The organism is Halomonas sp. A3H3 (assembly GCF_000982975.1).
Classification (GTDB): Bacteria; Pseudomonadota; Gammaproteobacteria; order Pseudomonadales; family Halomonadaceae; genus Vreelandella; species Vreelandella titanicae.
The window spans coordinates 3,419,616-3,434,171 of record NZ_HG423343.1 but is presented as its reverse complement, the minus strand read 5'-3'; the positions used below and the strand labels follow the sequence as shown (position 1 = coordinate 3,434,171).

The window sequence follows — 14,556 nt, the reverse complement described above, 5'->3', positions numbered from 1 at the left end:
AAAAGACAAACTACACGCGCAAATATTACCGCACCATACCAGAAAGTGCCCGGGGCTGCGCCGCCATCACAGTGACATCAGGTTGCCAGGGGCACAAAGGTAGCCTGACTCAGCGTGGCTAAATCCCCCGGGGCCAGCTCGATTTCAAGTCCACGACGCCCGGCGCTTACATAGATACTGGCAAAGCTTTCGGCAGAGTGATCAATAAAAGTGGCCAAGCGCTTTTTCTGACCCAGCGGGCTAACACCGCCCAGCACATAACCGGTTGTGCGCTCTACTTCCGACGGTTCCGCCATGGTCGCTTTCTTTGCGCCGGCGGCTTTAGCGATCTGCTTTAACCCTAGTTGGCCATTCACCGGCACAATGCCTACCGCCAGCTGTTTGCCATCCAGCTTGACCACTAAGGTTTTAAAAACCTGCTCCACCGCGACGCCCAGTTTTTCCGCCGCCTCCAATCCATAGGAGTGCGCGGTGGCGTCGTGATCGTACTCATGGATTTGAAAGGCAATGCCTGCGTGTTTTGCACTATTGATAGCCGGTGTCATGGCGTTCTCTTCATTAATAGCGTTGATACGATGATTTTACTGAATGGCACACTTCGCCCGATAGGTTAATAGCGCGACAGGCAAATGGAAGTCAACCGGTGGCTGGGCATGAATGTTAGGGTTTGTACGAAAAGTCGGCGAGCGAAGACTAGACAAGGCAAAAATCAACGAGAAAGCGGAGTTTACGGAGTGTAAATGAGCATTTCGATCGGACTCGCGCACGAGGCGACTTTTAACGCAGTATTGTCGAGCGCAGTCAGTTTTCGTACAAAGCCTAGTACGCTATGAATGGAAAGCTGAGCACCAGTGACTATGCTTAAAGATGCAATGCTCAATAGTGCAGTAGGTAAACGGAAGCTAAATGAAAGGAGTTCAACAATGCCAGCAACCTCCAAGGCGCAACAGAAAGCGGCGGGCGCGGCACTATCCGCTAAGCGCGGAGAAACCAAGCCCAGTGAACTTTATGGTTCGTCTAAAGAGATGTATGACTCCATGAGCGAGGAGGAGCTAGAAGATTTCGCGAGTACACAGCGCAAAGGCAAACCGGAAAAGAAACAGGATTAACTATCCTCTTTGATATAAAACCGCCAGCTTATCGAAGCTGGCGGTTTTGGTTTTGCTAACGACTACTGCTTGCAAGGCACCACTTTACGCAGGGTGTCTTTTGCCCATAGCGTTTGGCCATCCGGCGTACGGCCATGCTCATTCCAGCGTTCGGCGGTTTCCAGGCAGAACGATCCAGCGCTTTCAACGCTCGCATCGCGATTAGCCGGGCGCTCACCGCCAATCCGCATAACATCAGGATTGTCGGTGGTATAACTTGGCGCAATGGTAGAACTTGCACAGCCAGCGACCAGTGCGGTCAGTAGCAGTACGGGTAAACAGCGGCGCAGTGGCATGTTTTTACAACCCTCAACGTAGCACTATTAAGCCGACACCTATTGTCGGTAGCGCTAAATAGCACTGCCTGTAACAGAACGTCAATCTTTTTTCACCCTTCTCAGCCAGCGACTAAGGTAAGACTGGTAATAGGGCGCAGGTTTAGCCGTTTACAGCGCTTCTCTACACTCTCCACTATCTCTTGAGCGTCGTCGAACTGCTGCTTGTCGAGCTGGATATCGACCATTAAAAAGCTGCCCACCTGGGCCAGACGCACATCGTCGGCAGTGACATCAAAGTCAGCTATATCCTCCACCACATCACGTCGCACGCTGCTGCATGAACCGCCAAACATCAGCTCACGCAGTGCTCCCTTCACCATGCGAACCGGCATGGGCAAGAAGTAGCCTGCAATGATCAGCACCATCACCGGGTCGGCAAAGCGCGCGTAGCTGGCCCATGGCGACTGGGTTAACAGCCAGGTAAGCCCAAACCCCAACATGACAGCGGCACTTAGCCAGGTATCCATCTGCCACTGACGTAGCTCGGCGGTCAACAGCGAAGAGCGCGCTACACCGGCGTAGCGCGCCAGCCACCACCAAGTTAATAAACAACCCGTGACGTTGACCACGCCAAACATCAGCGCCAAATCCAGCGTGACCAACCGCCCACCATCGAGCAGGCTCCATAGCGCGGAGACCAATGACACGATACACACCATCGCGATCACTACGCCTTTGAGCAGCACTGCAAGCGGCTCTACCGTCAGCCGCCCAAAGGGGTAGTGTTCATCCGCAGGTTTACGCGCCTGCTGAAGTGCAAACAGAGACAACGATGCCAGCACAAGGCTCAGCAGCGAGTAGCCGCTGTCAAAAAGAATCGTTATAGAACTGCTGGTTAGCCCTAGCGTAAGCCCGGTAAACGCAAATAGGCTGGCTGAAATGGCTGAAAATCTTAGCGCACGGCGCTCGGCAACAAAGGGGGTCACGCGGATAACTCCATCACTTTAAGCGAATTATGCGCCATAATAGAGAAGAGTTATGACAATCACGAATCGCTCAGCGCCAAGTTAACTGGCGCTCAAGGCGTTAAACGAGGCGACTATGCGTGCAGAACAGGTACAGGCCTTTATTGATGTCACCGAGCATGGCTCCTTTGCCGCAGCAGCAAGACATACCGGCCTTAAACGGAGCACACTGAGTGCCGCCGTCAATGCGCTTGAGGATAGCCTGGGTGTGGCGCTATTTGAGCGTTCGGGCAATAGCCTAACGCTCACCGCCGTGGGCGATAGCGTGCTTCCTGACTGCTACCGCCTGCTGACCAGCGCAAGCCGAATCAAAAAACACTGCCACCAGCATTTGCAGGGCGTTGAAAGCCAACTCGGCATCGCCCGTGATGACGCCCTGCCCGAGGTGTTTTGGCGTCAGGTAATGCATGATTTAAAACAGCAGTTTCCGCTAACCGCGATTTCAGTGTACCTAGTGCCACCCCAGGAACACACCCAGTTTGTGCAGCGCCAAACGGTGGATATTGCCTTCGGTCTGTATACCGCTGAAGGCATTGATACCAACGCGGCCAACCTTGCTCCCGTCAGCATGCGTTTAGTGGCAGCGCCCCATCACCCTTTAAGTCGCCTCCCTAGCGTTAACCGCGACGACTTGGCCCAGTACACCCAAGTGTGTTTGACCTACGTACAGGATGACAAGCTGATCAGCGAGGCGCTGTTTTCAGGTAATTATCTGGGTTTAACCATGTTTGAGGTGATCCGCGATGCCGTCATCAACGCGACCGGCTGGGCGCTGCTGCCTTACCCGCTGGTTAAAGGCGCCCTAGAGGCAGGCACGCTCTGCACGCTAAATCACGATCTAGTGCTAGACAGCCACTATTACCGCTATGTGGAGAGCGATAACCGCGGCGTGGTGGCCACCGCCTTGTTAAACAAAGTGGCGCACTTCTTAGCTTCCCAGAACTGAGCCCTGGGCGAATACCAGGCTAACACTCAGGACTTGCTGACATATCGTTGAAATCTTTTTATGGAAAAAAACACCAAAGCCTTCCACGCTATTACAAAGAGCTAAATAAGGAGCCGCCAGGACACGCCACGTGAGGAACACTGGCAAGTGTCATCTGGGCGTAATACGCACCTGCCAGTGTCGATGTTGCCGTCAACCAAGGAGTGATTCCAACGATGGTACGACTCGATAAGAAAGCCACTCGGCTGTATGTGTTGGACACCAATGTCCTCATTCATGACCCCACCGCGCTCTACCACTTCGATGAGCACGACGTTGTTATCCCCATGACCGTCCTGGAGGAACTTGATAAGCACAAAAATGGTGTACGTGAAATTGCCCGCACGGCTCGCCAAATCAGCCGTACGCTCTCCGACCTTACCAGCCAAGTCACCTTTGATGAGATCCAACGCGGTATCCCGATTCCCCGTATCAGCGGCGACACAGGACGCCTGCACTTTTTATGCTACAACGATTTAAAGCTCTTTGACGCCCTCGACGATAGCCCCGATAACCGCATACTGGCAGAGACCTGCCGCCTTCGCGAAGAACGCCCCGACGCCTCGGTCATCCTGATTACCAAAGATATCAACCTCCGCGTTAAAGCCGCCGCGCTGAAAGTGCCCGTTGAGGATTACCTCAACGATCGCGCCTTCTCCGACAGCGACGCCATGATTGAGGGCGCCCAGGTCTACGCCTCCGCTGGCCAGCATGGCGCTTCACTGTGGGAAGCGTTGAATGTTGATGTCACAGTGGAACGACTCGATCACCACACTTTCTACCAACTCACCGGCACTATGCCCCGCCACTGGCACGTGGGCATGCTGGTCTCGGATAGCGAAAACGGAGCGGAGTTCGAAGCAATCGTTCGTGAACTGGGGCCCTCTTCGGCGCGCCTGCAATTGCTGACGAACTATCGCCACCACGCGGGCGTTTGGGGCGTTCACGCCCACGACAGTCGGCAAAACTTCACATTAAATCTACTCATGGATCCCGATATTGATCTGGTTACCATTGCGGGTAATGCCGGTACGGGTAAAACTTTTATGACCCTGGCCGCCGCCTTTCAGCAAACCCTGGATGCCAAGCTGTTTGAGCGTATTGTGTTTACCCGCGCGCCGATCCCCATGGGGGAAGACATTGGCTTTCTACCCGGCACCGAGGAGGAGAAGATGTCACCGTGGATGGGTGCCTTCCACGACAATATGGATAACCTGCTGCGCAACGAGGAGGGAGAAACCAGTTGGGATAACGGCGCCACGCGGCAGTTGATTGGTTCACGGGTACAAATCCGCTCGCCGAGCTTTATGCGCGGTCGTACCCTAAACGACACCTTTTTAATCATTGATGAGGCGCAAAACTTCACCCCCAAACAGCTTAAATCGCTAGTAACACGGGCGGGGCGCAATACCAAAATCGTCTGCCTGGGCAATGTCGGGCAGATTGACACCCCCTACCTTACCGCCAACACCTGCGGCATGGCCGCAGTGGTGGAGCGCTTCCGTGATTGGCCCCATGCCGGGCATATTACGCTGAAAAGTGTTGAACGCTCGCGCCTGGCCCTGGCGGCGGAAGAACTGCTTTAAGCTTTCTTCTTTAAACCTGCTTTTTTTAAAACCAACTGCCTCCCACCGCTGGTGGGAGGTGCTTCTCCACACCCTCAGGTATCGTTACTCTCCTCAATGTCCTTCCACGGCCGGGGGGCACCAATGGTATCCGCGGCAAACGCCTCGCGTTCACCTAACGGGCGCGCCTCGCCAATGGTGGTGTCAGTGAAGGTTTGCCGCTCCATCTCACAGTTGACTTCCGCACCAAACAGCACCACAAAGGCAGAGAGCCAAAACCATAGCATTAGCGCCACCACTGCCCCCAGTGAGCCATAAAGCTCGCTAAAGGTAGAGAAATAGCGCACGTAGAGCGAAAGCCCACCGGAACCTAACAGCCACATCCCCGTTGCCAGCAGCGTCCCATAACTTAACCAACTCCACTGGGCCGAACGCCGATAAGGCGCGTAGCGGTACAGCAGCGCAATCAGCATACTCATCATGAACAATAATGCGGGCCAGCGCAGCCACTGCAGGATCTTATTCAGCGGTGGGTCAATCGCCAGGGCGTTGACGACCACCGGCACGATGGCAATGAAAGCCAGCGACACCAGGGTCATAAAAATCAAGCCAAAGGTCAGTGATACCAATACCGTACTGCGGTGTAACAGGCTGCGTTTTTCGCTTTCGCCGTACACCACGTTCAGTCCTATGACTAATACCGCCACCCCTTTGGAAGCGATAAACATGGCAATCAGCAACCCGGCTAGAGCACCCAGAAAGCTACCTGACTCCGCACTCTCAACTACCTGCTGGGCCTGCTTATCGATTAATTCGGCAGCATCCGGTGGCATAAAACGACTGATTTCGTACAGCTGCTGGCCAGCTTCATAAGGGTCAAACAGTAATCCCCAGAGTGAAATGACCGCCGCAATGGTGGGGAACAGCGCCAGTAAGGCGTAGAAAGCCACACCGGCGGCCAGCATAGTAAGGCGGTTACGGCGCGCGGCGCGCACTACCCGCCAGGCAATATCGTGCCACCCCCGTTGGGGTATATCACCAGGTACCTGCTCGCGGCGACCGCGAGGGAGCTTACCCATAGCAGGCTCCTGACAAGTACAGTCCACACAGTCGTCTCATCGCTGACCTTCCCACATCATTAGCGCCGCAAGCAGCACGGCAAGCAACATCATCAGCCCACTGACATGGTGACGCAACCAGGACTCCGTCGACAACAGGCGAGTTAAATGGCCCATTAATATCTCTTCAGTTTTTTGTGCGCTTGCCACACTCGTCGCTTTAAGCTTGGCGCAGTAGTGCCCAAGCCGCCGTATTGGCACCAATGCAGCGCCGACCATCCCCGCATAGAGCCACCATAGATCTCCCGCGGGGAGGGATTTACCCTTAAGCGGGCGTGTTAATAGCCAGCCCACCGCAGCGAAAAGTACCCCCACCGGGAATGGCCACATAATCCCCAACCACTCTTTAAGCGGCGGCATCTCGATACTCCCCGCAGGGAGGGGAAGCCAAAATGGCGTTAACAGCGCTGCCGCTATGGCAACTAACCAGGCGCCCCACTGCTCTCGGTTACTGCCTCCTTTATGGTGCTGCTGCCACTGACGCCATAAAGCAACGCTTACCAGAGCCGCCGTGCCAACAGCCGCCCAGCTGAGCAGTTTGATTAACGATTCATGGTGCATTTCGTAGAGTGGACTCTTCACCCCCCACTTGCTGATCATGCCCGCCCCAATGGCACCCGCCAGCGAGATACCCGGCAGTGCCAGCAAACCCCAGACCAACGGCAGCGGCCACCGGGGTAGATGCTCACTGATACTGGTGCCCATAAACAGTGAGCCTTTGGCCAGCGCGTGGTGGGCAGCAAACAGCACCAAGCCTGGCCACAGCAACGGCCACACCTCTGGCGCGACTAATCCCATGGCCACCAAAGCAGTCATCATGCCCATCTGGCTGATACTGGAGTAGGCTAAAACAGCTTTAGGATGACGCTGAAAAACGCCATACAGCGCGGCGCCAAACGCTGCCGCCAGCCCTGCCATTAACATGATGTTGCCAAACTGGGCTAAGGAAGCTGAAATCTGCTCATCACCTAACGGCAGCACACTAATCCAGCCCAGCAGCCCTGCTTTAATCATCGCTCCGCTAAGCACCGCGCTGGCAGGGGCCGGTGCCACCGGGTGAGCTAACGGTAGCCATACGTGTAAGCCAATAGCCCCTGCTTTCACGCCAAAGCCCAAGCACAACAAGGCGGCCATCCATGCGCCTTGCTCTGCGACTAAAATGCCTTCACGCAGGCCTTGCAACGTTAATGTGTCAGCTTCACCGGCTGCCCATAGAAAGCCGCCTATAATAAGCCCTTCACCCACCACGGCTAACATCAAATAGACCTTGGCCCCCAGCCGCGCCTCTGCGGTACCGCTATGCACTACCAGTGCGTAGGCGGCGAAGGTCATCAGCGCAAAGCCTAGATAAAAACTGGCGATATCCTGGGCAATAATCAGTAGTACGTTGCCCAGCAGTGTCAGCGGCCAAAGCAGCGCTAAGCGCAACAGGCGTCGCTGAGTATCCTGATCCCCCTCCTGGGCCTTCGCCTGTTCCGTCGCAAAATAGCCCCTCGCGTGGATGGCTGCCACCCCCCAGAGCAGCGCGGTAAACGCAAGCCAGGGGCGGCTTAACGAGTTAAGCGCCCATTCACCGCCCAGCATCCAGGCATCCATCGTCCACTGCGCTTCACCGCCGTAGGCTAGCAGCAGCGCTGGCCAAGCGGCGCTTAGCCATAGTGCTGAAAAATAGCTCTGATAAGCAGCCGGAGCGCGGTAGGCGCTCCATAGCGTCCAGCCAATGACGACCAGCGGCCAAAGTAGCGCCAGGGCAAGCAGCATGGTCATCATGGCAGATACTCCCCGTTGGCTACCCGAGCCGCCCAATCCAAGGGGCTAAAGGGGAGCCCGGCAAACAGCCCGGCCCCCAAACTCACCAAGGCGGTAAACACCATCGGTAACAGCAGCCAACTATGAGTTTCAAAACGGCCTAGACGCTGCTCTTTGGGCCAACTGCCTTTGCCATGGGCAGGCCCTGAACGGAACCATAAGCGGTGCACAATGGGCAAAAAGTACATAGCATTGAGGGTACTGCTCGCCACTAGCACGGCGACAACCCAATACATCTCGGCCTGAATCGCGCCAACGCCGAGGTACCACTTGGTAATAAACCCCGCCACGGGCGGAAGGCCAATCATGCCAAACGCGCCGATAGTAAACGCGATGCTGGTCAACGGCATACGTTTACCGGCGCCGTCCATTTCATCAATACGATGAATCCCCAGCTCTTCGGCATAGTTGCCCGCACAGAAGAATAGCGTGACTTTCATTAGGCCCTGATGCAGCAAGTGCGCTAAAGCACCGACGGTGCCGAAAGGGCCAAACAGGCCTATACCGAGAATGACATAGGAGACCTGACTGACGGTGGAGAACGCTAGGCGGGGCTTGAGCTCCTCTTGGGCAATGGCTCTTAATGAACCATAAATAATCGTAAATGAGGCAGCTACCGCTAGCAGGGTAATAACGCCGAGCTCCACGCTAAGTTCAATGCCAAACAGGTCGTAAACGACCCGCAGAATCCCGAAAGCCCCCGCCTTCACCACTGCTACCGCGTGTAGCAGCGCACTCACCGGCGCGGGGGCAACCATCGCCCTGGGTAGCCACCCATGCAGCGGTACCATGGCCGTTTTTACCGCCAGCCCACCCACTAGCAGAGCGAATATTAGCGTTAGCAAACCGCGATGATCGTTTAAATAGTCGCCCAACCCCTCTTCTGAGGAGAATGACTGATCTCCGGTTAGGCTATATAGCAACACGGTGCCAAGCAGCAGTACCACACCGGCGCTTAAGGTGTAGCGCAAATAGACACGTCCCGCATCGAGTGCTTGCCGGGTACCGTTGTGAACCACCAAGGGGTAGGTGGAGAGCGTCAACATTTCGTAGAAAATCAGGAAGGTAAACAGGTTATCAGCCAGCGCAATACCGATCGTGCTCGCAACGCAGAGGCTAAAAAAGCCAAAAAAGCGCTTCCGATTAGCTGAACCTTCCAAGTAGCCAATGGCGTAGATGGTGGTGCATAACCACAGTAGTGACGATAGTCCGGCGAACATCACCCCCAGCGCATCGCTGCGCAGCACAAAATCAACGCCACCGATCACTTGAAAGCTAAAAATATCCTCATGTCCCGCGGCGACCCGCCTGACCATAAGAATAACCAGAATAATCTTAACCACCGCTGCCATAAGGTTGATCGTCGTGCGCAGCCGGCGGGCATCTTCCGGCAACGCAAAGATAATCACCACTACCAATAGCGAAGTGGCCAGAGCAGTTAGCGGTAACCAGGCGGCATTCATGGGCTACCTCCATGCATCAATTCCAGCGGGAAATGCGCCAATAGCCCTAGAGCGAACGCAATTAGAGCAAGCGTTAGGGCGATCAGATCCATGCCCGGCGCAAGGGGTTGATAGCGATGGCGGGGGGCCGTCTCATCAAAACAGTAGCGAAACAGGCGAAATATATAGGCCGCGGTTAATAGCGTACCAGTTAATAGCGCGGCCACCGCCCACCACTGCTGGGATAGCACCATCGCTTGTAGCAGCAGCCACTTGGCGGTAAACCCAGAGCTGGGCGGCAGCCCCATCAAAGTAATGGAGGCAATACCAAACACTAATAGTGAAAGCGGCAAACGGCGGCTGGTACCGGCCAGGCCTTTGAGCGTGCTCTCCCCGGTGGCCAATATCAGGTTACCTGCAGCCATGAACATGGCTGCTTTAGCAAAGGCATGGCCCATTAGCTGCAGCCAGAACCCTTCCCAAGCCAAAGCGCGGGGTAGCGGGGCAATATCCGGCCCCAGTAGTAGCGGAAAAGCCACCATCAGGTAACCCAGCTGACCTACGGTAGAAGAAGCGACCAGGGTTTTAAGTGAATCGGTACGCCACGCCAGTAACCCGCCCCATACAATCGCCAGCATGCCTAACCAAGCGATAACACGCGGGGCGTAGAACGTATCGGGGAGCAGAATGCTCCACAGCTGCAGCAATATAAACAGCGACGCCTTGATCACCAGCGCCGCATGCAGCGCGCTCACCGGTGTCCAGGCATTCTCGTGGACAGGAGTCAGCCAGGCATGCAGTGGAAACAGCGCGGCTTTCAAGGCCAGCCCGGCGCCTATCAATGCGGCGGCAAACCACGCCACCGGCCCAGGCTCGACGACCTCAGCCAAGCCCTGCAAATCCAACCGCCCCCAGTGGCCCAAAATCAGCGCGACCCCGAGTAAATAGGTTAACGAGCCCATCAGGGCCAAGAGCAAATAGCGCATTCCCGCCACCAACGCGGCTACCTTGCCCGATAGCATCAGCATGCCGACCGCCGCAAGGCCCAACAGCTCCAGCCCGGCATAGAGGGTCAACAGGTCAGTGGCCAACCAAATTAACGAAAGCGCACTCAGCACTACGCCCATCAGCGGCCACAGCCAGCGTGCCAACGGCCCGGTTTCGCTTAAGCGCAGATACCCTGGCGTATAGATCGCTGCCGCAACGCCAATCATCTGAGTCATTAATAGCAACAGCGCGCTCAGCCCGTTTAAGCGCAGCGACAGCTGAACGCCTGCTATGTCCCAATGCCAGCGCAGTAGTCCCGCTTGATCGTAAGCAGATAGCAGCATTAGCCCAGAAGCCAACACCGGAACACTCGCCAGCACCACGGGCCATGCCCGCTTAGGGGGGAATAGTGCCGCCAGCATGCCCAGCAGCAGGGGTAAGCCAAGCGCAACTAACAGCGCCCAGTGGGTAGGGAGAAGGGGTTCAAAGGTGCTATCGAAAAGGCCAAAGCGCCAAATCATGTGGCGCCCTCTTCAGTTCGACCGTCACGCCCCAAAGCCTCGACCCCTTCGATATGCAAAAGCTGCCGAATCAACAGCGCACCCAGCATTGACCCCAGCCAGGCGACTAGCAGCCCTACACTAATTAACGCCTGAGCAGTCGCCGAGGTGCCTGCCACGCCAGCCAGTAGTATAAATACCGCCGAGCCGAGCAGATTAAACGCCAGCAGCCGACGCAGCAGATGACGGTGTAGCGCAAACGCCCCTAAGGCGGTAGCGGCAATCACTACTCCAGCAACAAGCAGCGGATGCTCTGAAGGTGCATACGCCATATCGGCGACGACATAGCGAATCGCGGCGCCGACCATGACAAACCAAGCCAGTGCCAACAACACCCGCATCGCCACCCGCGACCAAGGCTCGCTGAATTTATCGCGCTCTAAAGGTGAGGAAGCGCCGGGTAAGACATGGCCCAGGGCATAAAAAAAGCAGGGCCCGGTTAACCCTACCCCTAGCACCAGCTCGACAGCCGCCAGCCAGGGGGCACCGAGCTGCCACCAGGCCGCAGTCATTGCGGCCGTAAAAGCCACAAAAAAGTAGCAGGCGCGCACCAGGTGGCGGTCAAACAGGCATACTAGCGCTGATGCCGTGAGGAACAGCGCCAGCAGCACTTCTATTGCGTCAAAAGATTCTATTGCATCTAAGGAGGCTGTCATTCGTTTTCGCTACATCCTTGCATCGGTCACGAATAGGCGCTTAGTGTAGGCGAGAACTCAGCCACTTGCCGATATCATTCACTTGCTGGGGGCAGAGCGCATGGGCCATGGGGTATTGACGGTAGTTGACCGCGTAACCCATCTCTTTCAAGCGGTCGGCTCCGCTACGACCCAGGCTTTCAGGCACAATGGGGTCAAAGTTACCGTGCTGCACTTCTATAGGGATTTGACGATTGGCTTCCGCCAGGTCGATATTGTCCGCGGTCGCGAAGTAGGTCGACATGGCCAATAAGCCCCCTAGCGGCGCTGGGAAAGTCAGCGCGGCGTGGTAGGCAACAGCACCACCCTGCGAAAAGCCCGCCACAATAATACGTTGGCTATCGATACCCTGGTCGATCTGCTCTTGAATCAGTGTTTGGATTCGCTCAGCAGATTTCTTGAGCTGGATCTCATCGACCCGACGCCCCAAATCCATGGCCAAAATATCGTACCAAGCGGGCATCACCATACCGCCATTAATCGTCACCGGCAGCCGTGGCGCATGGGGCATGATAAAGCGTACGTGGGAATCTTTAGGCAGCGCTAACGCGGGCACCAAGGGTTCAAAATCGTGCCCATCCGCGCCTAAGCCGTGAATAATAAACACACAGGCATCGGCGGGTTGACCATCTTTCGGCTCAATAATCAGTTCGCCAGGAGCAGTCATGACATCGTATTCCTTATTCAAAAAGGGCCACCCTAGCGCAAACCCGCGTTAACAGCGAGCCATGGCATGCTTAAAAAGGTCACGCCACGCTTAAAAGGGCCACACGAGGGGAATCAAAACGAGCGCTATGGCACCCGTCAGTATATTTAATCCACCGCCCAACCGTAGAAAATCACTCACCCGGTAACCACCCGGGCCATATACCATCAGGTTGGTTTGGTAGCCGATGGGGGTTAGAAAGCTCGCTGAGGCGGCAAACATTACCGCCACCACATAGGGCATCGGGCTCGCGCCCAAGCTTTCGGCTGCGCTCATCACCACCGGAAAAATAATCACTGCCGCTGCATTGTTGGTCACCAGCTCGGTGAGTAGCGCCACCACGCAGTAAGTGCCTACTAACAGTAGCAAAGGGTTCCCGGCCACTAAGGTGAGCACTCCGCCGGCCATTACCTCGGCAGCACCAGAGCTTTGCAGCGCGGCCCCCACCCCAAACGACGCGGCAATGGTGAGCAACACCTGGGTATCCAAGCCACGCTTGGCGGCGCCCACCGAACAGCAGCCCGTGAGTAGCGCCAATGCCGCCCCCAACATGGCAGCGTTGAGCATACTCAGCACCCCGAAGGCGGCGAGCAGCACGGCGCCTAACAGCACTCCCCACGCTAGCGGCGCTTTCTCATGGATCGGCCGCGCCGCGCCATTCAACTCACTAATCAGCAAAAAATCCCGCGACTGGCGGTGCCGCTCAATAAAAGGCGGCCGCGCCTCCAGCAGCAGCACATCGGCAGGCTGCAGCCGCACTTGGCCAAGATTACCCTTAACCCGTTCACCGCCACGGCAGATCGCCAGCACTGCTGCCCCATAAAGGGTTCTAAAGTGACCATCGCGAATACGCTGGCCAATAAACTGGCACTGATTTGAGACCACCGCTTCGACCAATCGACGCTCTTTAAACTCTTTCTCCAAACTGGAAGTACCATCACGGGAAGGGATTAAGCCGCGAATTTGCTGCAACTCCACCGCCGCATCAGAGGTACCTGCAAACACCAGCCGATCGCCACCTTTTAGCTGCTCGCCAGGCCCAACAACACTAACCACGTTGCCTGCGCGCTCAATCTCAACCAGAAACAACTCCTGCAGGTGGCGTAGTCCCGCCTCTTCGACAGTGCGATCCACCAACACGCCTGACGGGTCGACTTCCATTTCGATAGTGAATTCGCGTGGGTTGGCAAACGCATTGGCCAGCCCTTCCCTGGCAGGCAACAACCGCGGCCCGAGCAAAATAAGATAGCCAAGCCCTACGACGGCGACGGGAACACCGACCCAGGCCAAATCCAACAGGCCCATACCGAGTTTTGGGTAACGCTCCAGCAATAGCCCGTGCACCACCAAGTTCGTGCTGGTACCAAAGAGCGTGATGGTGCCGCCGAGGATAGATGCGAAGCTGAGCGGCATCAGCAACCGCTGGGGAGACAAACGTAGCCGACGGCTCCAGCTCAGGACCGCGGGAATATAGGTAGCAACGACGGGGGTATTATTGACAAAGCCGCTAAGCGAAGCCACCGGCAGCAACAGGCGAACCAGCGCGCCCCGCTCGCTCTTGGGCCGTTTGAGCACATAGCGAATGATCAGGTCGATGCCGCCGGTTTCACGAATGCTGGCCACCAGCACATACATAAACGCCACGGTAAACAGGCCGCTATTGGAGAAGCCCCCTAGCGCCTGCTGGGGATCAATCACCCCCAGCGTCATTAGCACAATAACCGCGCCCAACAAGATAATGTCCGGCCCCAGGCGTGAAAAGGCCATCAACGGGAAGATGGTGAGCACCACCCCGACCGCTATCCAAGCATCCAGCGACATAACCACGACATCCTTAACAAATAAGCATGGCGGTATTGTGAAGCCAATCGCATATTCTAAAAAGTTATTTTTAGAAACATTTAAAGATCAAAATGGAATATTAGGTGTGAGGTGTGAGGTGTGAGGTGTGAGGTGTGAGGAAAGCATAAGGATTGCCTTAATTATACAGAATCGAGTAGGAAGGGGAGTCGCCTCCCCTGTCCTCTCACACCACCGGGCATACGGTTCCGTACCACGGCGGTTCATGCAGAACGTTTAAGCCATCTTACCGTATCCAGTACCGAGATCAGTCCCTGGTCATAAAACCATTTCCTCGGCAGGGCCTGATTCATGTGCGAAGCCCCGGCATTCCACCAGGGGCCTCGACCGTTCCCCGCCGATTTCCAGGCGCGGTGCCCGTCTAGGCCTAGCCCTCGC

General features: G+C 56.1%; 13 protein-coding genes. 3 read left to right on the top strand and 10 right to left on the bottom strand.

Annotation, left to right across the window (positions count from 1 at the left end; translation table 11 throughout):
- Positions 1-77: 77 nt before the first annotated feature.
- Complete coding sequence (gene ybaK, locus HALA3H3_RS15280) at positions 78-545, bottom strand: Cys-tRNA(Pro) deacylase (RefSeq protein ID WP_022522462.1); 468 nt, start codon at positions 543-545, stop codon at positions 78-80.
- A gap of 378 nt (positions 546-923) precedes the next feature.
- Here ybaK and HALA3H3_RS15275 point away from each other — a divergent pair, with 378 nt between their 5' ends.
- Positions 924-1,109, top strand: coding sequence for a DUF3008 family protein (locus HALA3H3_RS15275; protein ID WP_022522460.1), 186 nt, complete (start codon positions 924-926; stop codon positions 1,107-1,109).
- A gap of 62 nt (positions 1,110-1,171) precedes the next feature.
- On the opposite strand, the gene HALA3H3_RS15270 is transcribed toward HALA3H3_RS15275, so the two are convergent.
- Complete coding sequence (locus HALA3H3_RS15270; protein ID WP_022522459.1) at positions 1,172-1,444, bottom strand: hypothetical protein; 273 nt, start codon at positions 1,442-1,444, stop codon at positions 1,172-1,174.
- 101 nt (positions 1,445-1,545) lie between these two features.
- Positions 1,546-2,412: a cation diffusion facilitator family transporter gene (locus tag HALA3H3_RS15265; RefSeq protein ID WP_022522458.1), complete on the bottom strand. Its 867-nt coding sequence runs from the start codon at positions 2,410-2,412 to the stop codon at positions 1,546-1,548.
- 115 nt (positions 2,413-2,527) lie between these two features.
- Between HALA3H3_RS15265 and HALA3H3_RS15260 the strand changes: the two genes are divergently transcribed.
- Together HALA3H3_RS15260 and HALA3H3_RS15255 are read left to right on the top strand one after the other, a co-directional pair.
- Positions 2,528-3,397, top strand: a complete 870-nt coding sequence (locus HALA3H3_RS15260; protein ID WP_009288327.1) for a LysR family transcriptional regulator — start codon at positions 2,528-2,530, stop codon at positions 3,395-3,397.
- A gap of 215 nt (positions 3,398-3,612) precedes the next feature.
- Entirely contained in the window at positions 3,613-5,022 is a 1,410-nt protein-coding gene (locus tag HALA3H3_RS15255; protein ID WP_022522457.1) for a PhoH family protein, read from the top strand.
- A 74-nt stretch (positions 5,023-5,096) separates the two neighbouring features.
- Here HALA3H3_RS15255 and HALA3H3_RS15250 read toward each other — a convergent pair whose 3' ends face one another.
- The 7 genes from HALA3H3_RS15250 to HALA3H3_RS15220 all read right to left on the bottom strand — a co-directional run bounded on the left by HALA3H3_RS15250 (position 5,097) and on the right by HALA3H3_RS15220 (position 14,139).
- Positions 5,097-6,080, bottom strand: a complete 984-nt coding sequence (locus tag HALA3H3_RS15250; protein WP_022522456.1) for a YihY/virulence factor BrkB family protein — start codon at positions 6,078-6,080, stop codon at positions 5,097-5,099.
- 36 nt (positions 6,081-6,116) lie between these two features.
- Entirely contained in the window at positions 6,117-7,889 is a 1,773-nt protein-coding gene (locus tag HALA3H3_RS15245) for a complex I subunit 5 family protein (RefSeq protein WP_022522455.1), read from the bottom strand.
- Positions 7,886-9,391 carry a complex I subunit 5 family protein gene (locus HALA3H3_RS15240; RefSeq protein WP_022522454.1) on the bottom strand — a complete coding sequence of 502 codons (1,506 nt, stop codon included), beginning with the start codon at positions 9,389-9,391 and terminating at the stop codon, positions 7,886-7,888. The genes HALA3H3_RS15245 and HALA3H3_RS15240 overlap by 4 nt, the downstream gene beginning before the upstream one ends.
- Positions 9,388-10,878, bottom strand: a complete 1,491-nt coding sequence (locus HALA3H3_RS15235; RefSeq protein ID WP_022522453.1) for a complex I subunit 5 family protein — start codon at positions 10,876-10,878, stop codon at positions 9,388-9,390. Before HALA3H3_RS15235 ends, HALA3H3_RS15240 begins: the two co-directional genes overlap by 4 nt.
- Positions 10,875-11,573 (bottom strand): hypothetical protein, encoded by a 699-nt coding sequence (locus tag HALA3H3_RS15230; RefSeq protein ID WP_022522452.1) that lies wholly within the window; start codon positions 11,571-11,573, stop codon positions 10,875-10,877. The genes HALA3H3_RS15235 and HALA3H3_RS15230 overlap by 4 nt, the downstream gene beginning before the upstream one ends.
- 40 nt (positions 11,574-11,613) lie before the next feature.
- Entirely contained in the window at positions 11,614-12,279 is a 666-nt protein-coding gene (locus HALA3H3_RS15225) for an alpha/beta hydrolase (RefSeq protein ID WP_022522451.1), read from the bottom strand.
- A gap of 90 nt (positions 12,280-12,369) precedes the next feature.
- The gene (locus tag HALA3H3_RS15220; RefSeq protein WP_022522450.1) at positions 12,370-14,139 is read right to left on the bottom strand and encodes an SLC13 family permease; all 1,770 of its coding nucleotides are present in this window, start codon (positions 14,137-14,139) and stop codon (positions 12,370-12,372) included.
- Positions 14,140-14,556 lie beyond the last annotated feature (417 nt).